The sequence below is a fragment of the Ravibacter arvi genome (assembly GCF_039540405.1).
Taxonomy (GTDB): domain Bacteria; phylum Bacteroidota; class Bacteroidia; order Cytophagales; family Spirosomataceae; genus Ravibacter; species Ravibacter arvi.
The window spans coordinates 286,979-308,335 of the sequence record NZ_BAABEY010000020.1; the positions used below are offsets into that span (position 1 = coordinate 286,979).

At 49.6% G+C, this 21,357-nt stretch carries 22 protein-coding genes; 11 read left to right on the top strand and 11 right to left on the bottom strand.

The window, feature by feature from the left end; all coding sequences use genetic code 11:
• Window positions 1-36 precede the first annotated feature (36 nt).
• From ABD852_RS11175 to ABD852_RS11190, 4 genes are all read right to left on the bottom strand, one after another.
• Entirely contained in the window at window positions 37-2,649 is a 2,613-nt protein-coding gene (locus ABD852_RS11175) for a CHAT domain-containing protein (protein WP_345028692.1), read from the bottom strand.
• A 267-nt stretch (window positions 2,650-2,916) separates the two neighbouring features.
• Complete coding sequence (locus ABD852_RS11180; RefSeq protein WP_345028693.1) at window positions 2,917-3,693, bottom strand: alpha/beta fold hydrolase; 777 nt, start codon at window positions 3,691-3,693, stop codon at window positions 2,917-2,919.
• 111 nt (window positions 3,694-3,804) lie between these two features.
• Window positions 3,805-4,425, bottom strand: a complete 621-nt coding sequence (locus tag ABD852_RS11185; protein ID WP_345028694.1) for a rhomboid family intramembrane serine protease — start codon at window positions 4,423-4,425, stop codon at window positions 3,805-3,807.
• Window positions 4,426-4,467: 42 nt separating this feature from the next.
• The gene (locus ABD852_RS11190) at window positions 4,468-5,442 is read right to left on the bottom strand and encodes a polyprenyl synthetase family protein (protein WP_345028697.1); all 975 of its coding nucleotides are present in this window, start codon (window positions 5,440-5,442) and stop codon (window positions 4,468-4,470) included.
• A gap of 303 nt (window positions 5,443-5,745) precedes the next feature.
• Here ABD852_RS11190 and dnaG point away from each other — a divergent pair, with 303 nt between their 5' ends.
• Together dnaG and ABD852_RS11200 are read left to right on the top strand one after the other, a co-directional pair.
• Window positions 5,746-7,704 carry a DNA primase gene (dnaG, locus tag ABD852_RS11195; protein ID WP_345028700.1) on the top strand — a complete coding sequence of 653 codons (1,959 nt, stop codon included), beginning with the start codon at window positions 5,746-5,748 and terminating at the stop codon, window positions 7,702-7,704.
• A gap of 99 nt (window positions 7,705-7,803) precedes the next feature.
• Window positions 7,804-8,655 carry a DUF2911 domain-containing protein gene (locus ABD852_RS11200; protein WP_345028702.1) on the top strand — a complete coding sequence of 284 codons (852 nt, stop codon included), beginning with the start codon at window positions 7,804-7,806 and terminating at the stop codon, window positions 8,653-8,655.
• 43 nt (window positions 8,656-8,698) lie between these two features.
• Here ABD852_RS11200 and ABD852_RS11205 read toward each other — a convergent pair whose 3' ends face one another.
• From ABD852_RS11205 to ABD852_RS11220, 4 genes are read right to left on the bottom strand one after another with little or no spacing between them, the layout of a single operon-like run.
• Window positions 8,699-9,499: a TIGR02757 family protein gene (locus tag ABD852_RS11205; RefSeq protein WP_345028706.1), complete on the bottom strand. Its 801-nt coding sequence runs from the start codon at window positions 9,497-9,499 to the stop codon at window positions 8,699-8,701.
• Window positions 9,486-9,698 (bottom strand): hypothetical protein, encoded by a 213-nt coding sequence (locus ABD852_RS11210; protein ID WP_345028708.1) that lies wholly within the window; start codon window positions 9,696-9,698, stop codon window positions 9,486-9,488. The genes ABD852_RS11205 and ABD852_RS11210 overlap by 14 nt, the downstream gene beginning before the upstream one ends.
• A 9-nt stretch (window positions 9,699-9,707) precedes the next feature.
• Complete coding sequence (locus ABD852_RS11215) at window positions 9,708-10,619, bottom strand: LysM peptidoglycan-binding domain-containing protein (protein ID WP_345028712.1); 912 nt, start codon at window positions 10,617-10,619, stop codon at window positions 9,708-9,710.
• Window positions 10,620-11,402, bottom strand: a complete 783-nt coding sequence (locus ABD852_RS11220) for a DUF4905 domain-containing protein (protein ID WP_345028715.1) — start codon at window positions 11,400-11,402, stop codon at window positions 10,620-10,622.
• A gap of 171 nt (window positions 11,403-11,573) precedes the next feature.
• Here ABD852_RS11220 and kdsB point away from each other — a divergent pair, with 171 nt between their 5' ends.
• The 9 genes from kdsB to ABD852_RS11265 all read left to right on the top strand — a co-directional run bounded on the left by kdsB (window position 11,574) and on the right by ABD852_RS11265 (window position 17,497).
• A complete protein-coding gene (gene kdsB / locus ABD852_RS11225) occupies window positions 11,574-12,320 on the top strand; it encodes a 3-deoxy-manno-octulosonate cytidylyltransferase (protein ID WP_345028716.1) in 747 nt (248 codons plus the stop codon).
• Between the two features lie 156 nt (window positions 12,321-12,476).
• On the top strand, window positions 12,477-14,045 hold the full coding sequence (porX, locus tag ABD852_RS11230; protein WP_345028717.1) for a T9SS response regulator signal transducer PorX: 1,569 nt from the start codon (window positions 12,477-12,479) through the stop codon (window positions 14,043-14,045).
• A gap of 68 nt (window positions 14,046-14,113) precedes the next feature.
• Window positions 14,114-15,352 carry an ABC transporter permease gene (locus tag ABD852_RS11235; protein WP_345028719.1) on the top strand — a complete coding sequence of 413 codons (1,239 nt, stop codon included), beginning with the start codon at window positions 14,114-14,116 and terminating at the stop codon, window positions 15,350-15,352.
• A 90-nt stretch (window positions 15,353-15,442) separates the two neighbouring features.
• Entirely contained in the window at window positions 15,443-16,333 is an 891-nt protein-coding gene (locus ABD852_RS11240; protein ID WP_345028720.1) for a DMT family transporter, read from the top strand.
• A gap of 62 nt (window positions 16,334-16,395) precedes the next feature.
• Complete coding sequence (locus ABD852_RS11245) at window positions 16,396-16,542, top strand: hypothetical protein (RefSeq protein ID WP_345028722.1); 147 nt, start codon at window positions 16,396-16,398, stop codon at window positions 16,540-16,542.
• A 25-nt stretch (window positions 16,543-16,567) separates the two neighbouring features.
• Window positions 16,568-16,714 carry a hypothetical protein gene (locus tag ABD852_RS11250; RefSeq protein WP_345028724.1) on the top strand — a complete coding sequence of 49 codons (147 nt, stop codon included), beginning with the start codon at window positions 16,568-16,570 and terminating at the stop codon, window positions 16,712-16,714.
• A 25-nt stretch (window positions 16,715-16,739) separates the two neighbouring features.
• Window positions 16,740-16,886: a hypothetical protein gene (locus ABD852_RS11255; protein ID WP_345028726.1), complete on the top strand. Its 147-nt coding sequence runs from the start codon at window positions 16,740-16,742 to the stop codon at window positions 16,884-16,886.
• Window positions 16,887-16,911: 25 nt separating this feature from the next.
• The gene (locus ABD852_RS11260; protein ID WP_345028728.1) at window positions 16,912-17,058 is read left to right on the top strand and encodes a hypothetical protein; all 147 of its coding nucleotides are present in this window, start codon (window positions 16,912-16,914) and stop codon (window positions 17,056-17,058) included.
• A 196-nt stretch (window positions 17,059-17,254) separates the two neighbouring features.
• Window positions 17,255-17,497 carry a hypothetical protein gene (locus ABD852_RS11265; protein WP_345028732.1) on the top strand — a complete coding sequence of 81 codons (243 nt, stop codon included), beginning with the start codon at window positions 17,255-17,257 and terminating at the stop codon, window positions 17,495-17,497.
• A gap of 21 nt (window positions 17,498-17,518) precedes the next feature.
• On the opposite strand, the gene ABD852_RS11270 is transcribed toward ABD852_RS11265, so the two are convergent.
• From ABD852_RS11270 to ABD852_RS11280, 3 genes are read right to left on the bottom strand one after another with little or no spacing between them, the layout of a single operon-like run.
• The gene (locus ABD852_RS11270) at window positions 17,519-19,630 is read right to left on the bottom strand and encodes a M3 family metallopeptidase (protein WP_345028735.1); all 2,112 of its coding nucleotides are present in this window, start codon (window positions 19,628-19,630) and stop codon (window positions 17,519-17,521) included.
• Between the two features lie 38 nt (window positions 19,631-19,668).
• A complete protein-coding gene (locus ABD852_RS11275) occupies window positions 19,669-20,682 on the bottom strand; it encodes a bile acid:sodium symporter family protein (protein ID WP_345028737.1) in 1,014 nt (337 codons plus the stop codon).
• A gap of 48 nt (window positions 20,683-20,730) precedes the next feature.
• Window positions 20,731-21,189, bottom strand: coding sequence for an SRPBCC family protein (locus ABD852_RS11280; RefSeq protein WP_345028739.1), 459 nt, complete (start codon window positions 21,187-21,189; stop codon window positions 20,731-20,733).
• Between the last annotated feature and the right edge of the window lie 168 nt (window positions 21,190-21,357).

The window sequence follows — 21,357 nt, forward strand, 5'->3', positions numbered from 1 at the left end:
TTGGTCGCAAATCTCCGGTTTTGGCACGCGTATGTCCTACCCCCGCGTTACGCGCAAACGTACCCACTTCCGATAAAGAAAGAGGCATAAACCGATGATCAGCGAGATTAATCCGAGGTACCAATATCTGGAAAAAGACAGTTTCTTGTGATAAACCGGTGAATTATTACCCAGCAAGCTAAGGTTTGCCCAGAAATAAGGATGATCATACCGACCGTATTTGCGGTCCTTCCTTAAATCAAGTCCCGCTTTCCGGACGGCAACATCCAGGGGCAATCCTTCGTCGATATACTCGGCCACGCGCAGCGAAAGAAAACTGATGGTATTTTCGTTCGCCTCCCATGTGGTTGTAATCAGCGATGGACAACCCGCATTCGCAAACGCGTAGGCAAGTGATACCGTCCCTTCGCCGGCATAACTTGCGCCATCATTCCCGAAACAGCTGCTGAGCATCACCAATCTGGTTTTCTCCAGCCGCATTTCCATTATTTCATCCATGTACAGTTTGCTATCTATTCCGGGATAAAACTGAACATACGAAGAGTTGGGGTTTTTAAGGTCAGCAAATGCATGGGTGGCCAGGTTAAGGATATAATGATCAGTGCCCTGCTCATTGAAACGCTGCTTGGTTGCCTCCCGCCCGGAGACGTGGCTTTGACCAATTGCTTTTACCTCTTCCATACTCGATACCGGGCGCCAGCTGTCAAAAATGCTACCATCGCTGTTGTCCTTTACAAACGGTGCAAAAACGAAAGTGTCACGCTTGCGGGGAAGCTGTTGCTTCAAAAACGGGTGATTCCAGAAAAAAGCGGCGGAATACGTATAGGCAAATGCATATTCGTCGGCCAGATAATGTCCGGCCTGCTGCTCAAGGACTTCGAAGGGAAGTGAAGAAAATGTCCAGTCTCTCGCCACGATCCACCGTTTGAAACCGCTGGTCAGATCAGCAATGGGGCGCAGCAGAACGTCATAACATTTCTGGGCGGCGGCAGATCCGGCGTACGCCCCCAAACCAGGGTTTACCTTCACTTCCAGCATCAGCGCTTCAAGGTCGGCCTCAAACTTTTTCCGGTTAACCGGCCATTTCCGCACGTGGGCTCCGCCTTTCGATATAACAAGAACAACAAGCTGATTATCAATAAGTTTATAAGAAATATATACAGATTGCCCCCCGATAAGCTGACGGACATTCTCAATGCTCATTGGCTCGGGCAGTTCCAACTGCCTGGTAGCATCAGTGCCGGTTACCTTATCCATCAGGTAGGTGGTATTAGCGTCCTCCATCCGGTTGAAAAGGGTGTTTAATACGCCTGCTGTCTGCTTCTTCTGAAAAAACTCGAAGCCATTCAAGATTGCAGACTCCATGTCCGAGCGGGTATCTGCCGAATAGAAATACCGGTCTTCCTGGTTCTCAATTACCTGGCGGTAACTACTTTTCTTTACCCTGATCAGCTTGTTATAATATTGGAAGGCCATCTCGAGGTCCGCCAGCTTATTTTCTTTTTTATGGCGTTCCGTAAACAATTCGGCTTGCGCCCTGAGAATTTTGATGGCATAGCTCGGAAATTTAATGTCGGTTTCGGAGCGCCCGATCCCCGCCGGTTCACCGGACGGAAACAAACCTTCATACGCTCCGTTGTAGCAATTCTGAGCCTCATCCTCACGGCCCAACGCCTTCTCCAGGTTTCCTTTGAAAAGCATGAGGCTGCTGTAAAGGACGCCGTCTACGATCCCATACTTTTTAAGATGGGCCTCTCCTCTGGCCAGGAACCTGGCGGCTATTGCCTCCTGACCCGCCTGGAGATGCAGACTTCCCAATTCGGTCAGTACGTAAAGAAGTTGTGTCTGGTAACGCTCATTATGGCTTTGAAATAAAGACAATGCTTCCAGCGACCGCCCATACCATACGCGCGCGCTGTCGTTTTTTTGGAGCAGCTTGTAGGTATATCCAACTCCCGAATAAAGTGACTGTCGCGCCTGTATCCGCTCCCGGGGCACCTCATTTAATGCTTTTATGCGCCAGGAAAGCGCTTCTTCATGCCGGCCCAACAGATCGTGAACTTCCGCCAGGCTGCCATAGATATAATAAAGCTCGCCATTCATTTTCTTCCGCCGGCACAACTCCAGAGCACGTTCAAAATAAGCTATACTGTCGTAAAACCGATGTTTCCTCCACACGGAGCGTCCCTGGTTCAGATAGTGATGGAGTACATATTCAGGGATCTGATCGCGCAATACCGGGTTTTTCCGAAGCAATTCGTCAGAAAGGAGAAAGTAGTAGGAAGAGGAATCTGCTATTGCCTTGGCATGGAACATAATTCCCAGGCTCGAATACAATTTAAAATAAAGCGAGTCCGCACCACTATTGGCACTGTGATTCAAAATACGGATCCCCTGGCGGCAATTTTCAATGGAGAGGTCAAATTGCCGGAGACTGTAATAAACACTACTCATGTCATTACGCAGATTCGCCGCCCGTGCCGGATCCGCATCCCCCACGGCCGCGAGTGCCTGCTGGTAATACTTCAGGCTTTCTTCATACTTTTCCTGGTCGTAAAGGCTCTCCGCCCGCGCACGTAACTGATCGGAGCGCAATCCTTCCCCGTCTGTGGCCAGCCCGACCCATAAAAGAAATACCAGAAACTTCATTTTACCGTGGGTATTTGATTATTCAGCTTTCCCTCCCAAAAGCATATAGTCATGGCATTTTTCTGAGTTCAACCGCAAAAAGTTTCATAACGAGATCTCCCCGACTGCCCCGGAAGGTAATCGTGATTGCCGTTGTCAAAGATCGTAAATTGAAAGCAACACGCAACTAGATCAAAAAGCACCTACAAGCCTTAAAAATACCTATCCGAATTAGAACGGGCCCGGTCCCAATACGTATTTTTATTACAATCGCCCTGCGGAATCAGGCTACCTGCGGTTCGTTAACATAATTCTAAGCATTTCAGGGACAGCCTGTCTGACCAGCGAACCATGCCCGGCCCGCAAACAGATAAAATTGCTTTCCGGAAGCCTTTTTACAAGCGGATTTACATCTTTTTTTTGCACAAGACGGTCATAGCTCCCCAGAAAAACATAGACTTTCCGCATCGTTACGGGCGCGTCCGGGCTATCGGCCAGGAGCTGGAAACCGAGGTTGCGAAAATTGGTCCACGACCGATAAACTGTCTCCGAAAATTTTCCGCCAGATGCCAGAAAATGCAGGATTTTTAACAGGCTCGCATGAATTAACCCGGTGCGGCTGAGAACTTGCGCCACATTTAAAAGTATGCGGGGATGCCTTGTTACACCTTCAAAAATCGCCCTGAATAAGGGGGTTGAGGTAGCAAGCCGAAAGACAGGCTGATCTACAACGCCGTCGGGCGCAATCAAAAAGGCGTGCTCCACCCGGCTTCCGAAAAAAGCCAAAGTAGCCAGTGCGAAACGCCCGCCCAGGCTGAATCCGGCAACACTGAACCGGTCTATACCGGCGCTTTTCAGAAAATCATCCAGATAATCAGCCCATTCTTGCCCCGACAGAGGCCTACGGCCGCTTTCCCATCTGTCATCTTTAAAAAAAATCCTGCTTTCACCATGAAAAGGGAGATCAAAAAGATAGGTGGTACAGTGGTCCGCCAACCGCTCGGCCAAAGGCCCGAAGCACTCCGCGCCGGTTTGACCGATACCGTGGAAAACCAGTAACGGCATCTCCCCATTTCCCTTTTTTATCACCTTCAGCTGCATTGAACCTAAAAAATGCCAAAATCCCTTTCATTAACCCCGACCGTCGCATTTTTGAGGTTTAACTACAGGGTGGTCTCAAAACAAACGCCATCCGGCCAGTTGCTTGAAAAAATTGGGTACTGCCTCAGGATACACCAGGGCCATAAAAACCATTCCGAACAGGGCGCCAAACATATGAGCGTCGTGGTTGACATAGCCGCCGCCTTTTTTTGACTGCCAGATGGAATATCCCAGGAAAAGAATACCAAAAATAAAGCCGGGCATCTTGATGGCAAAATACAAATAAACATCCATCAATGGTGCGTAAAGAATCGCCGCGAAAATTACGGCAGCTACCCCACCCGACGCACCCAGCGAATTATAACGGGAATTCGTCCGGTTTTTGAGAAAGGAAGGGACATCCGAGACCACAATTCCAAGCAGGTATAACGCGAGGAAGTAGAGGCCTCCCTGCGCGCCGAACAGGTACCGGAACAACGCTTCCACGCCTTCCCCTATAAACCAGAAACTCAGCATATTAAAAAGCAAATGACCGAAATCGGCATGTACAAATCCCGATGTGAGGAAACGATAGTACTCTTTGTGGCGGGTTACTCTTACCGGGTTGAGAAGAAGTTTATCCAAAAGTGAAGGATTGCTCCAGGAATACCAGGAAATCGCGATCGTCACGATAATCAAAATAAGTGTTATAGACATAGGTGCTTGTTTTAAGCATCAACAATATAAAACCGGCTACGGCTACTTCTCCCGCGCCCACAACTGGTTGACAAATGAAAGCAATACGCGTTTTCTATCATCCGGAGCACTCAATTCCCGGATAGTACCGATTGCCTTTTCAAAATATTTCTTCACTTCTTCTTCTGCAATCTCCTTTATTCCCAGCGCATTATAAATACCGGTTACCCGTTTAACTTTAAGCGCGCTATCCGGCTCACTGTCGGAGAAAAGAGAGGTAAGCTCTTCCTTCTGAGCGGTATCGGCCAGTTCCAATGCTTTCAGATAGAGAAATGTTTTCTTGTCGGACAGGATATCGCCGCCAATTTGCTTGCCGAATTTCCCCGGATCTCCGTACACATCCAGCAGGTCGTCCTTGATCTGGAACCCGAGGCCCATGTTTTCGCCGGCCGCATAAAGCGCCTCAACAACCGGCTGCTCCGCCCTGCCTGCCCAGCCGCCCAATTCCATCGAAAATCCCAGCAAGACGGAAGTTTTCAGCCGTATCATATTGATATAGTCCGCAATGCTGACCTCCCGCATTTTTTCAAAATTCATGTCGAGCTGCTGGCCTTCACAAACTTCGGATGCCGTTTTATTGAACCGTTTCAGAACCTGGGGCAATATATCAGGAGATAAACCCAGAAAAAGCTCATAGGCCTGAACAAGCATGACATCCCCGGAAAGAATGGCGGTATTTTCGTTCCACTTCTCATGTACCGTCGGCATACCCCGGCGCAACGGTGCATGGTCCATGATGTCATCATGCATCAGGGTAAAATTGTGGAATACTTCAACGGCATGGGCCGGCTTAAGCACCTGTTGCCAGTGGTCGGTAAAGAGGTAGGTCGAAAGAACGGCGAGCATAGGACGGAGCCTTTTACCCTGCAGGTCCATCAGGTACCGGATCGGTTCATAAAGCTCTGCGGGTTCGCTTCCGTAGGAGTGTTGCCCGATCTCTTCGTCCAGTGCTACTTTAAAAATCTCCAGTTGAGACATTACTGCGTAATCGTATTAAGGGAACCAAAGCACCGGGAGCTTTCCCGACGTTCCTCCGTGAATTCAAGCGGCAAAAATAGCAATTATAAAAGTGCAATCCGAAAATAAAGTACAGGCGGTAAACGATACTGCAAAGCATTTGGAGTGGCCGCTTTCGTGTTGTCCGAATAGTCGTAAATTTGTGAAAGGCGGAGGCACCCGAAAAACCTGGAACTTCCTCCACACTGAAACGTGGCAGAGCGTCTTGCGGCGGAAGTACAGTCCGCCAAAGCCGCTCGACTCACGGCTCACAACTTTTTACTGATGAAAATTCACGCGGAAACGGTTGACAGAATAAAAGATGCGGTGGAAATCACCGAAGTAATCGGCGATTATGTCAACCTGAAAAAGAGGGGCGCCAACTACCAGGCGTGCTGCCCGTTTCACAACGAAAAGACACCGTCTTTCAGCGTGAACCCGGTTCGCCAGATTTACAAGTGTTTCGGCTGCGGTGCCTCCGGCGACGCGATCAAGTTTGTAATGGATATAGACGGCGTAGGCTACATGGAAGCCCTTCGCCATCTTGCTCAGAAATACAAGATTGAAATCCGGGAAGAAGAGGTTTCCGACGAAGCGGTAAACCGGCAAAACGAGAAGGAGAGCCTTTATATCGTCCTGAATTTTGCAAAGGATTTCTTTCAAAAACAATTGACGGACGGAGCAGAAGGCCGTTCGATTGCCTTACCTTACTTCAGGGAAAGAGGGCTTTCCGACACAACGATCGAAAAGTTCCAGCTCGGTTACAGCCCGTCTGACTGGAGCGTATTTTCCGACCATGCGGTACAGAAGGGGTATACCCCTCAAATTTTGGAAAGTGCCGGTCTTTCTATAAAAAGGGAAGGAAAAGATTCTCTTTTTGACCGGTTCCGCGAGCGGGTCATCTTCCCGATCCACAATATTTCCGGGAAAGTGATCGCCTTCGGCGGCCGTATTCTGAAAACTGATAAAAAAGCTGCCAAATACATCAATTCCCCGGAAACAGCCGTTTACCACAAAAGTGACGTGCTCTACGGGATACACCAGGCCCGGAATGCTATCCGCCAGGCCGACCTCTGCTACCTCGTAGAAGGTTACACCGATGTACTGTCGCTCCACCAGGGTGGAATAGAAAACGTGGTAGCCTCTTCCGGCACCTCACTTACAATTGAGCAAATACGCCTCATCAACAGGTTCACTCCCAATATTACCATTCTTTATGACGGTGATGCAGCCGGAGTAAAAGCGGCACTCCGCGGAATTGATCTTGTGCTCGAGGAAGGCCTCAATGTGAGTATTGTAACGTTCCCTGACAATGACGACCCCGACAGCTATATGCGAAAAGTGGGGAGCGCGAAGTTCATCGAACATATTCAACAGGCAACACAGGATTTTATCACGTTCAAAACCGAAGCCCTTCTGGCAGATGCCGGCGACGATCCCTTCAAAAAAGCCGAGCTTATTACAGATATCGTCCATAGCATCGCAAAAATTCCGGACGCGATAAAGCGGCAGGTGTTCTTTGCCCGTGTGGCGGAACGGATGAAAATTGAAGAGCAGACCCTGATCACAGAGGGGAACAAGCTTCTCCGTCAGCAGACCTCGCAACGCCAGAAAGAAAAGCAGAAAGAGTCAACCAGGCGGGTGAACGACGCGCTGGAGGGATTCGGCGATGAACCGCCGATGGACCTCTTCGCCCCCGAAGGCTACACCCCGCCGGAAAAGCCGGAAGACTTCCGGAAAAAGACAGAGGAGGAATGCATCCGTCTGCTGGTATTGTACGGTAATGTAGAATTGGAGGAGGGCATTACGGTCTGTCACTATATCCTGGAAGAAATCGAAGACCAGGTAATACTCGATCCTGTATTCGGCTCTATTTTACAGGTATTTAAAAGCCAGCTCAGCCAGGGCAAGATACCGCACACCGACTTTTTCATCCGGCATGAAAACCCGGAGATCAAGGCAGCCGCTATTAACTGGACTACCCCGAAATTTGAAGTCAGCAATTTGTGGTTCGACAAACACGAGATTTATGTACCGACTGAACTCGATGTTCTCCACAAAAGCAGCCTCCATTCTATCTTCAGGCTGATGAAACAATCGCTCGATGAAGAATTAAAGGAACTGCTGCAAAAGCTTTCGCTCGACCTCGACGAAGCGACCTGCCAGGAAGTGCAGGCCAGGTACCTGGAAGTAAAGAAAAAAAGCGTTTTGGTTTCGAAAGAACTTGGTATTATTTTCGGCTAGTCAAAACAAACTGCCACTTTTCATTTATCCATTATGATCAGGGATGAGCCGGTGCAGCAGAACTCCGTCACAGCTCGTCACTCAAATCTTTTTACAACGATGAAAAAATTTACATTCCTGTTTTCAATTTTGCTCGCGCTGCTGGTTCTGCCTAACGTCACATCGGCCCAGCTTAACCTTCCGCAGGCCAGCCCCTCAGCCATCGCAGCACAGGGCATCGGGCTGGGCGAAGCCCGCATCGACTACCATCGTCCTTCCCTGAAAGGCCGTAAAATGTTCGGCAGCCAGGTACCTTACGGGTCTGTATGGCGTACCGGAGCCAACCAGGTTACCACCCTGACGCTTTCGCGGGAAATGGAAGTGGCCGGCAACAAAGTCGCTGCGGGTAAATATGCCCTGTTTACCATCCCTGCTCCCGGCGAATGGACGGTTATTCTGAGCAAGGACGCAGAAGCATGGGGCGCCTACACCTACAATGAGGCGAATGACGTGCTACGTTTTAAAGTAAAGTCGCAGGCACTCAGTAAACCGGTTGAATTTTTCACGATTCGTTTCGATGACTTTACGCCGACGCAATCCAATGTCGTGATCGAATGGGAAAGAACCCAGATCAAATTCCCGGTTAAGCAGGACGCCGACGCCGAAATCATGGAGCAAATAAAAACGCTTACCGCCGCGAGCGACGTCAAACCCATGACTCTGATAGGCGCCGCCAATTACTATCTCGATACAAACCGGGAGCTGAACACTGCGTTTGAATGGGCCTCAAAAGGGCTCGAGTCCAACAAGATGTATTGGGCCTATGCGCTGCGCGCAAAAATTGCGGCCAAAATCGGTAAATGCGATGTCGCAGTTGAAGATGCTAAAACCGGACTTCCCGGAGCTAAAAAGGCCAACGATATGTCGTATGTACAGACGCTGGAAAAGATTATTAAGGAATGCGGGAAGTAGATGTCAGGTGTGAGCCTTGAGGTGTGAGGTATGGGCTCATACCTCACACCTCAAGGCTCACACCTAACCCAAATAACGCAAAATCATATTTTACGGGGTCCTGGGGGTCGAGTGTCCTCAGGACCTCTGTTAGTTCCAGGGCCATACTCCAGTCGGAAACGGGTCGTTTGATCAGGCCCAAATGCCTGGCTACGCGTTCGACGTGCACATCGCACGGGCAGACCAGCTGTGCAGGAGACAATCTTGTCCAAAGGCCGAAATCTACACCACAGGCATCCTTTCTAACCATCCATCTCAGGAACATATTGAGTCGTTTGCAGGTCGACTTACGGGCCGGAGTCGCTATGTGCTTACGCGTTCTTAAAGGGAAATACGGAGAGTCGCAGAAATAATTGTGGAAATGAATCAAGCCTGCTTCCACGGTAGGGTTCCTGGCATACCCCGACGGAAGAAATGCATCTTCCAGGCTCTCATAGTGTTGGTAATGCTCCTGAAGAAAGTGAATAAAATAAAGCAGATCCGTATCGTTAAAGGTACGGTGCTTAAACGTCATCAATGATTTAAGGTCACTGGCTGAATGATTTCTCACAAAATCGTAGGGAGTGCCTGACATCAGCTCCATCAATTCCAGGCACTTATTGATAATCGTCTTACGCTGTCCCCAGGCGAGAATGGCTGCAAAAAATCCTGCAATTTCGATATCCTGGCGTTTTGTAAACCGATGCGGGATGCTGACCGGGTCCGGTGTGATAAAATCCGGCCGGTTAAACTGCTGGTATTTGGCTTCCAACAGTTCTCTTACAGCGGGCGAAGGAGCGGCAGATACCGGGCTACGACCGGGCATACACTTTGCCTAACAAAAAAACGACAGCGCGTGAAACTGCGGAGAAAACCATAAGCACCCCAGAAAACAGGAAGGTAAAAACGGCGATGACCGGGTAAAATAGGGTAAACATCACGACCCAGAGTTTATAGCCGGCAGTCTTTTTGGCTTCGTGCCGTTCTCTTTCCCTTCTCGACCGGTATTGATGTGTATTTTCCATTATGAATGATTACTCTGCTTTGTCACTATAGGTTACTTCCGCCCTGAAACGGCGGGTTTGAGGTGAAATCTTGTCAAAAGCACTTCCCGAGAGTTTGATCACGATGTCCTCGTTTATACTCGTATCCGGGATCCGGCCAATTACTTTGGCCCAGATTACTTCCTGGTTGGATTGATTCGTTACCTGGATAAGCGTTCCGATAGGTGCACTACGGTGTAGCGCCAGGAATTTCGGTGACGAAGCACCGACGTCAATTTTCTCAGCCAGCCCTTGCTGCCGTACCGATTTCATCTTTAAAGCCTTGGGCGCTTCCGGCAGAACCGTTTCCGTTTTTACTGCTTTTTCTTCTCCGGTTTTTAAGGAGTCTACCGGGGTTGCGGAAACTTTCGGCGCCTGGTTACTCTCCGTAAACTTCCCGGACGATATAATCAGTACCTGGCCCAGCATCACCTGATCGGATTTCAAACCGTTCCACGCCTTCACGTCCGCAACTGAAACACCATACCGTGTCGCAATGTTGTACAAAGTATTTCCAACTTCGACTGTGTGCGTGCCGGGCGCATCTTTACTGATCGCAGCCAGTGGGGGAGCTGCCTCCGGAAGGGCTTTAGGCGCTGTGGCAGCGACACTTTCTGTTTTTGCGGCGGCACCCTTGAACCTTGAATAGGGCACACGGATTACCTGCCCCACCTTTACATCAATACTGCCCCCGTTCGCCTGGCGAATCGCGTCTACCGATACGCCGTAACGCCTGGAGATCGCAAAAGCCGTCTGGCCCTTATCTACTTTATGAAGAACAAACAGCTTTCCGTTTTCCCATTTGTGGCCGATGGAATCGACCGCTGCGGGGAGCCTGTTCAAAGCCTGCGAAGAAATTCCGGACGCAAGCAGGATTATCAGCAATGCAAACAAGAACTTCATTCAAACCATCAGATTTATACCGACAAAACTCCGTCTTTCCTTCACAAAATACAACCAACCTTCCTTTACCATCAATACGTTTTTCCCTTCTTTCTCCAAATTTTTCTCTATCGGTGTAAGATATTCGACTTCCCTCAAACGATTCACAATTGCTATGTATTGCACCAGAGAATCGTTTTCATAAAGGTAGAAAGAAAATATCATTTTATCGGCAGAATCCAAATACTCTATTGATCCTGCGGGCTTTAGCCCGGTGCTCTTCCGGACAAACCCTGCCATCAGCTCATAGTACTCCGCACCAGCCCGGTAGCGCATCGGCTCCTGCCACTTTTCGGCTTCCGGAAACGCCGGTTCGGGATATGGGCCCTTCAGGCGCCCGGTGTCCGGTTCACAATAGCCGTATCTTAACTCCCCGCCTTTTTTTTCTGCAACCACCAACGCACCCGAAACGTCAAACCCTCCGAATCGTACATTCGGCAACACCCACTCCAACCGCCCCGTCTCAATGCCGAACGAAAGCAGGTCGCTAGGTTCCGGAATATCCGGGTTGCGGTAATTGTGCACGTAAAAGTGAGAAGTTCCCAGGCCGGCAAGCGACGACCACCAGTCAGTTTCGCCCGATATTGTTTCCACCCGGCTTCTACCTGGGCGCATAACCGCAAATACCAGCTTCTTTTCGGTAGGATTGCGCAGCTCGAACACCCACGTTCCGGAATCGCCCGGAACAGCCCGCCAGATTCTTTCCGGTAGTTCCCATGAAAATTCTGTTTGCAAAGGTGTCAAAGTGCCTGTGTTTTTGAACCTGCAAATTTAGCGCCCCAAAAGAGGAATTGAAGAGCGCCCGCCGTTTTTTTTGTTCTGCGCGGCCTTTTTTGTTGAGATCGTTCCTGTTGAAACGACTAACTTTGTTGAAAGAACACAGACATCAACTCAATTTCAAATCAGACAATCGCCTTGAGAATACTCGGAGTTATCCCCGCCCGCTATGCTTCAGTCCGGTTCCCGGCAAAGGCGCTGGCAACCATTGGGGGGAAAAGTATGATTCAACGGGTTTATGAACAAGTTTCAAAAGCCGGCTTACTACATGATATTGTCGTAGCAACCGACGACGTACGGATTGAGTCTCACGTCCTGGAGTTTGGAGGAAACGTGGTAATGACTTCCACGGAACATCGCAGCGGCACTGATCGCTGCTATGAAGCTTTTGTCAAAAATGGTGCTTCCTTCGACTACGTAATCAACATCCAGGGCGATGAACCTTTTATTCACCCCGAACAGATTGACCAGCTGGCCGGCATTCTGAACGGCGATATCCAGCTGGGCACCATGGTCAAGGTCATAGATGACCCCGAAGTTCTGTTCAACGAAAATGTGCCGAAGGCCATTCTGAATACCCATAATGACGTCCTGTATTTCAGCCGCCAGACCATTCCGTTTTTGCGGGGCGTACCGGCTGACGAATGGCTTTCGAAGCACCGCTTTTACAAACATATCGGCATTTATGCTTACCGGACGGACGTCCTCGCTTTGATTACCAGACTGGATGTTTCCCCGCTCGAAAAAGCAGAAGCCCTCGAACAGCTGCGATGGCTGGAAAATGGCTTCTCCATCCGGGCCGTGGTTACCGGGCACGAATCACACGGAGTGGACACGCCCGATGACCTCGCAACGGTCACCAAAAAGTTCCTGTCCGAACCATAAGTCAAACGCCGGAAAGAGGTGGCCGGAAAGTCCAAAACACGCGGCTTTTCGTCCAAACCTTTTTCCCGCAAATGAAATTTCTTCACGAAAGGTTTCGTTAACCCTATACGAAAGGCGCTTTTTCTGGCGCTTTGATTCACCCCTTTACGAAACACTATGTCTTATAATATCCTCTGGGCTGATGACGAAATAGACCTCCTCAAGCCGCATATCATGTTTCTCACCAGCAAGGGTTTCCATGTGACTCCCGTTAACAGCGGCTCCGACGCGCTGGAAGAAGTAGAAAAGAAAGACTACGACATTGTTTTTCTGGACGAAATGATGCCCGGCATGTCGGGGCTGGAAACGCTCGCCCAAATCAAGCAGACTTTCCCCTCCCTGCCGGTCGTGATGATCACCAAAAGTGAGGAAGAATACATAATGGAGGACGCAATCGGCTCTAAAATAGACGATTACCTGATAAAACCACTGAATCCTAACCAGATTCTCCTGTCGCTGAAAAAAATACTCGACAACAAGCGTCTTATCAACGAAAAAACCACGCAAAACTACCAGCAGGAATTCCGGAACCTGGCCATGCAATACCAGGATCGCCTGGGGCATGACGAATGGGCCGACATTTATAAAAAACTGGTTTATTGGGAGTTGGAACTGGAGAAATCGGACGACGAAGGTATGTCCGAAGTCTTTCTGATGCAAAAAAGCGAAGCGAACTCCAACTACTCAAAATTTATCCGGGAGTCGTATGAAGACTGGCTCAACGACCCCAAGGCCGACAAGCCTCTGCTTTCTTACCAGTTAATGAAGCAGAAAGTTTTCCCTTTTTTGAAATCGGCAAATGAACCCTTGTTTTTCATCCTGATCGACAATTTTCGCTACGATCAGTGGAAAGTTATCCAGCCCTTGCTTGAAGAGTTTTTTTCCATCGAGGAGGACAGCACTTATTACTCCATTCTCCCTACCACCACCGGGTACGCCAGGAACGCCATATTTTCAGGACTGATGCCCTCAGACATGGAACGCATGTTCCCGCAATGGTGGGTGAGCGACGAAAATACACCTGACGGCGAGGAAGGCCTCAATAACTATGAGCCGGACTTCCTGAAAAAATTGCTGGAACGAAACCAGCTGGGCAATATCAAGTTTTCCTATCACAAGATACTGAACAGCAATCAGGGCAAAGCCCTGGTCGACAATCTGCCCAACCTGATGGGCAACCAGCTGAATGCAATTGTCTACAATTTCGTTGACATGCTCAGCCATGCCCGTACGGATATGCAGATGATCAAGGAACTGGCCCCGGACGACGCCGGCTACCGGTCTATCACGCGTTCGTGGCTGCTCCATTCGCCTTTGATGGACCTGCTGCGCAAAATTGCGGACAAAAAGGGACGTGTCATTATTACGACCGATCATGGAATGATCCGCGTGCAGAAACCGGTAAAAATAGTCGGGTACCGGGAAACGAATACCAACCTGCGCTACAAGCACGGCAAAAACCTCGGCTTTGGCGAAGATCATGTACTCGTGTGCCGCAAACCGGAACGCTTTTTCCTTCCGAAGCCACACGTTTCGACGGCCTATGTGTTCACAGAAGAAGATTATTTCTTTGCCTACCCGAACAATTACAACCAGTACGTCAATCTTTACCGCGACACCTTCCAGCATGGCGGGGTTTCCATGGAGGAGATGATTATTCCATTTGTGACTTTGAAGGGGAAATAACCGCCAGGGGAAATGTTTTTTACTAATTTTGTCCGATCAGGAGCAAATCCCTGTAAATTTCATTTCCCTTGAAATTCTCCCGTTTTATTGCCGAACGCATCCGGCGAAACAGAGCCGGCACTTTTTCAGCGACCGTTTACGCCATTGGCGTTGCCGGCGTGGCTATCGGCATCATAGTGGCCATTGTGGCCTTCTCAGTCTTGTTCGGCTACAAAGACACCATCAGGCAGAAAGTTTTCCTTTTCGGCTCGCACATGCGGCTGACCAAGCTGATCTCGGGCAATAACCTGTACGAAGAAGCCCCCATCAACGAAACTGCCGGGCTCATAACAGAATTTGAAGCAGTACCTGACCTCGTGAAATGGCAGGGCGTCATTCATAAATCAGGCGTGCTCAAAACTCCTTCTGAAATGAAAGGGGTGGTCATGAAGGGAGTAGGCAAAGACTACAGCTGGGAACAGTTCAAAACCTGCCTTGTAGAAGGCCGGGCTTTGAACCTTGACCGCCCGGCAAATGACTCTACCTATTCTACCGAAGTGATCATCAGCCGGAAGGTATCCAAAGAGCTGCGGTTGGGTGTCGGGGATAAAGTGCTCATGTACTTTGTACAATCCCCGCCCAGGGTGCGCAACCTAACCATCGTCGGCATTTACGAAACCGGGCTTGCCGAGGAGTTTGACGACAAGATGATAATTGGCGACATTGACCTGCTCAGGAGGATCAACCAATGGGAACCGGCGGCAATCGGCAGCTACGAGCTGTATATCAAGGACTTTAATACACTTGATGCGTCATACAGGGAAATCTACGACCGGATGCCTCCCGATCTTTATCTGGTAAAAATTACGGATCTTCAGCGGTTGCTGTTTGAATGGCTGCGCCTCATGGATACCAATACAACGGTACTCATCACCCTCGTGCTGATCGTGGCTTGCTTCAATATGATTTCCGTTCTGCTGATCATGATGATGGAGCGTACACCGATGATCGGACTCCTTAAAACCATGGGCAGTCCGAATAGCCAGATAAAGAATATTTTCATAAATGTGGGAGTCAGGATACTTCTGAAAGGGTTGCTCTACGGAAATGTACTGGGCATCTCGGCCTGTCTGCTTCAGCAGCGGTACCACATTGTCCCGCTCGACCCGGTCAACTACTTTATCGATACGGTTCCGATTTCAATCGATTGGCCAACCGTTTTCTGGATCAACGCAGCTACTGTAGTGATCGTTACCCTGATCATTCTGATTCCTATTTCCATCATTTCCAGAATCAAGCCGGTTAAAGCGCTGGTGTTTAAGAAGTAGATGTGAGGTGTGAGGTGCGAGGTGTGGTGTGGGGGTGGATAGTACGGTTTATAGTATTGATTGAAATACTATTTCTACCTTTGCGTCCGTATGCAAAGCCAAAGATTAAAAGGGTATCTTGCCGCGGCAGTTTCGGCCATCTCGTTCGGACTTATTCCGGTCTTCGTTGTTCCTTTGAAGCAGGCCGGCATTTCGATGGACATTGCACTTTTCTATCGTTTTTTTCTGGGAGCGGCCATGATCGCAATCTATATGCTGTTCACTGGAAAATCGCTCAAAATTACCTGGCCCGACATTCCGAAGATGCTGGTAATGGGGGTCTTCTACGCGCTTTCTTCCGAGTTTCTTTTCCTGGGCTACGACCTTATGTCGGTGGGAATCGCTTCGACGCTTATCTACACCTACCCTATCATTGTGGCGGTGATCCTATCGGTTGGTTTCGGCGAAATTATCTCGCCTGCTACTAAGTTTTCAATTTTGCTGGCCATGCTGGGGGTGGTTTGCATGAGCTGGAAGGGAGAGACCATGGAGTTCAATTTCTTTGGAATGTCAATGATCCTCTTAGGGTCGCTTGCATATGCTCTCTACATGGTCATGGTGAACAAGGCCGGTCTCAAAATCCAGGGAATGTCCCTAACGTGCTATTCACTTCTTTTTTCGGCTTTTTTTTACGCCGGGAAGGCTTTGGTAACCGGCCAGGCACTCATTTTGCCCGGGATGAACTGGGTGGGCTTCATTGCCACGTTTTCCTTCGTCACCACCGTTATTTCGGTACTTGCGATGGTATACGCCATCGGGCTTATCGGCTCTACCCCCACCGCAGTCCTGGGCGCTCTCGAACCTGTTGTAGCCGTGTGGATCGCTGTGATTTCTTTTGGAGAAAAAGTAACCTGGAATCTCATTGCAGGAGTTGCATTGGTGATTGCCGCACTGATCGTCAACGTGCTGGGTAAAACCATTAGGAGAAGGCGGACTACTTAAAATCGCGGCTACCCATAATAGTGGGGGGCAGCCGGAGGGTATCTGCCGGATGGTCATCCTGAATGGAACGCAGTGGAACTGAAGGATCTCCTGTTGCTATAAAAAAGTCCTCTGAAAGGGATTGGGTACTGGGAGCGGGAGATCCCTCCACTGCGGTCGGGATGACCCTCCGGTTGGAGCGGCACCAAACTTGTTGTTGTCAATGCTAGCGCATCTGCCGGACGGTCATCCTGAATGGAACGCAGTGGAACTGAAGGATCTCCTGTTGCTATAAAAAAGTCCTCTGAAAGGGATTTGGTGCAGGGACCGGGAGATCCCTCCGCTGCGGTCGGGATGACCCTCCGGTTGGTGCGGCGCCAAACCTGTTGTTGTCAATGCTAGCGCATCTGCCGGATGGTCATCCTGAATGGAACGCAGTGGAACTGAAGGATCTCCTGTTGTTATGAAAAAGCCCCTTGAAAGGGATTGCGTTCAGGGACCGGGAGATCCCTCCACTGCGGTCGGGATGACCCTCCGGTTGGAGCGGCGCCAAACCTGTTGTTGTCAATGGTAGCGCATCTGCCGGATGGTCATCCTGAATGGAACGCAGTGGAACTGAAGGATCTCCTGTTGCTATAAAAAAGTCCTCTAAAAGGGATTTGGTGCAGGGACCGGGAGATCCCTCCGCTGCGGTCGGGATGACCCTCCGGGTGGAGCGGCTCCAAACCTGTTGTTGTCAATGGTAGCGTATCTGCCGGATGGTCATCCTGAATGGAACGCAGTGGAACTGAAGGATCTCCTGTTGCTATAAAAAAATCCTCTGAAAGGGATGGGTTCAGGGAGCGGGAGATCCCTCCACTGCGGTCGGGATGACCCTCCGGTTGGTGCGGCACCAAACTTGTTGTTGTCAATAGTAGCGCATCTGCCGGATGGTCATCCTGAATGGAACGCAGTGGAACTGAAGGATCTCCTGTTGCTATAAAAAAATCCTCTGAAAGGGATTGGGTGCAGGGAACGGGAGATCCCTCCGCTGCGGTCGGGATGACCTCCGGTTGGAGCGGCGCCAAACCTGTTGTTGCCAATGGTAGCACAACGCAGCGGAGCCGAAGAATCTCCCCAATCAAAGCACAAAGGCCTTTTCCCCAAAAAACAAAAAGCACCAGAGATCCCTCCGCTGCGGGATAACGCGGTCTCTTAATCAAAGATCTAGTTCAACCCCCGCTTCTTCATCAAATGCACCGGGTTGGGGTCCGCACCCCGGAACAACCGGTACAACTCAGCCGGCTTTCCGGTGTTCCCGCGCTCCAGTATATTTTTCCGGAAAGACGCTGCAGTTGGCTGGTCGTACAACGACTTCTCTTTAAAGGCAGCAAACGCGTCGCTGTCCAGTACGGCCGCCCAGATATAACTGTAATACCCGGCCGAATACCCGCCGGAGAAAATGTGCTGAAAATAAGTACTCCGGTAGCGCGGAATAATCTCATCAATCAGGCCGATCTTTTTCATAGACGCCGCCTCGAAATCGTTAGCGCTTTCAGTGATCGGCTGTGTGCGGGTATGGTAGTCCATGTCCAGGAAAGATGCCGCCAGGTATTCCCCGGTAGCAAATCCCTGATCGAATGTGCCTGCTTTTTCCATCTTCGCGATCAGGTCATCCGGAATAACAGCACCCGTTTCAAAATGCCGGGCATATTCTTTCAGAACAGCAGGATCAGCCGCCCAATTTTCCATCACTTGCGAAGGCAATTCTACGAAATCACGGGAAACACTCGTTCCGGCAAGTTTTTGATAGGTTACATTCGATAAAAGCCCGTGCAGCGCATGTCCGAATTCGTGGAACAGGGTTGTTGCCTCATCGAAAGTCAGCAGCGACGGTTTGCCCGCTACCGGCTTGGTAAAGTTACAAACAATAGAAATAACCGGGGCGTAGCGCTTTCCGTCCCTGGTAGATTGCGCCCGGTAGGACGTCATCCAGGCGCCGCCTCTTTTCGAAGGCCTCGGAAAAAAATCGGTATAAAGTACGCCCAGATGCTCACCGCCCTTGTCCAATACCTCATAGGCCACTACGTCCTCCTGGTAAACCGGCACATTGGTAAGTTTTTTAAAGCTGAGTCCGTAAAGTTTGGTAGCGACATTAAAAGCTCCTTCCCGCACATTTTCCAGGCTGAAATAAGGCCTGATTTCCTCCTCGTTGATCGCATACCGTTTCTGGCGGATCTTCTCGGTGTAATAACGCCAGTCATAAGGTTCCGGCTTAAAGTTACCGCCGTCGGCCAGGATCTCTTTACGGATATCCTCCGCCTCGGTTTTGGCCTTGCTCAGCGTAGGCTTCCACAAGTCATTTAACAGCTTATATACATTTTCAGGGTTCTCGGCCATGGCTTCTTCAAGCACATAAGCCGCATGGGTAGGATACCCCAACAGATTGGCTTTCTGCAACCGCAGGTTCGCAACTTTAATCAGATTGGCTTTATTATCACGCTCATTGTCCTGGTCACCGCGATTGATATAAGCTTCCCAGATTTGCTTACGCAGCTCCCGGTTATCGGCGAATTGTAGAAAAGGCATCACGCTCGGGTTCGATAATGTAAAAACCCATTTTCCTTCTTTGCCTTTTGATTTGGCGGTTTCGGCGGCGGCGGCTATCAGCTCGGGGGAAAGGCCAGCAAGATCCGATTCCTTATCAACTACCAGTTCAAATGCGTTGGTTTCGGCCAGCAGATTTTGCCCGAATTCGAGGGTAAGAACCGACAGCTCGGAATTGATGGCTTTAAGCTTTTCCTTGTCAGCCTCATTAAGGTTAGCACCGCTCCGGACAAAATCCTTGTAGGTTATTTCCAGTAATCTTCCCTGCTCTTCATTCAGGCCAAGGTTGTCTTTTGCATCCCATACGCTTTTTACACGAGCGAAGAGCCTGGGATTGAGGTTAATATTGTCGCGATGTGCTGACAAAACCGGCGCAAGTTCTTTTGCCAACGCCTGGATACTGTCGCTGGTATGGGCAGAATTCAGGTTATTAAAAACAGAGGATACCTGCGTCAGTAGCCGACCGGTATTGCTGATGGCAACGATCGTGTTTTCAAAACCGGGTTGGTCGGCGTTGTTCACAATGCTGTCAATTTCGAGGTTGTTTTGCTTCAGGGCCTCTTCATAAGCCGGTTTATAGTGCTCAAATTTAATCTTGTCAAACGGCGGCACTTCAAATGGCGTCTCATACGCCGTCAAAAGCGGATTGGACGACTCCTTTTCAGGGCTATCGCAGGCGGCAAATCCAAAACTCATGGTTATTGCAAAGGGAATGAATTGATAATAACGCATTTTTACGAAGTAGGTTGATGAATTTGAAAGCCCGCAAGTTACGGATTTATTACTTCACTTTCTTTGTGGCCCGAAGCTGTCGCCCACTTCCTGGACAACACCCCTGCCACCAGCAACTGGAGAGCATGATACACCATGATCGGGAGTAATATGATTCCCGCCATGGGCGTCCCGGAAAACATAATATTCGACATAACCGCCCCCTGTATCAGTGACTTCTTTGACCCGCAGAAAAGAGCTGCGATTCGATCTTCGCGCCCGAAATCCAGTCGCCGTGTCATCCAATTGGTTAAAAAATAAACCAGGAAAAACAAAGCCAGCATGCCGGCAATCAGGGCCAGCAGGTCTGTGTAGCTCATCGCTGCAAAAAGATTTTCGGTAAACGACTGACAAAAGGAGCAATAAACAATCAGGAGAATCACCGATTGATCAAAAAGTTTGATCTGCCTGCTTTTCCGGTTGGCCCGGTCACCCAGCCAACGGTGCAGGACCATACCGGCAACGACCGGCAAAAGCACCTGGATACATAACCGGCCGATGACCTCGCTGAAAGAGACAGATGCCCCGCCGCCCGAAAAAACCAATCCCAGCCAGGCCGGCGTTATGAATACTCCCAGAAGGCTAGAGATACTCGCGTTAAATATGGCTGCCGGCACGTTACCGCCCGCAATACTCACCATTACGACCGACGACGAAACCGTAGAAGGCAACGCGCAAAGGAAGAAAACACCCAGCCAGAACATTTCTCCTTCTTCCCCATAAAAAAAGGGGCGCAACGCCAGGCCTGCCAGGGGGAAGATAAAAAATGTAACGGACTGGATAAAAAGATGCAGGCGCCAGTTCTCAAGCCCGTCGCGAAGCTTTCTGAAGCCCAACTTCAGCCCGTAAAAGAAAAAAATAACCGAAACGCCGCTATTTGCCACCTCATTCAACCGGTAACGGCTGTCGAGGCTCCCGGGATACGGGTAAAGGTACGCCAGGAATATCACCAGCAGAAGCGCACTCAGAAAGCCATCCAGGCCATACTTCGAGAGAGTTTTGAAGAAGTTCATCCGGGAAATCCCATGGTAAAAGCCACCTTTTTCAATGTGCCGGCAGCCCTACATCTGCCCCGGAAATTTGTCGGCGATGAGATTTAGCTCAAGCCCGTGTTCCAGGTATGCTTTCAGGCCGTCCAGCACGGTGGTAAAGCCGCCCGTATTGTCTTTTACCGCTTCAATCAGTTCATCCCCGCTTTGATGAAAGCCATAATTTTTAATGATCACATAAGTCTTTCCTTCGCCAACTTCACTGAATTCAAAATCCACAATGGTTGGAGGAGTATTCCATTCAATTGTAATTCTTTCATGAGGAACGATCTCCTTCACCAAAACCGTGCTCTTCACCCCGTACATCTCCCATTCCCAGTTGACTGACTTACCGGTTTCAAGCATGCCGCTCGACTTGGTAAACCAGAACCTGGTGGTTATTTCCGGATCAACAAAAGCCTGAAAAACCTCATGCTGAGGCCTTCTTATCATCATCTGACACTCTACTACCGGAGAAATATGTTGGCTCATTTTTTCTGCTTTTATTAAGGTTGAACGCCCGGAACCTACCGGTGCAATTACCAGCAGTAAGCCCGGGAAAGTTAAAAGTACAAAAAAGGGAGCCAACCTGCCAGTCGTGGTCGGAAGATTTTTTCTTCCGACTTTTTCATTTTTCAGATATTCAATATTATTACCTTA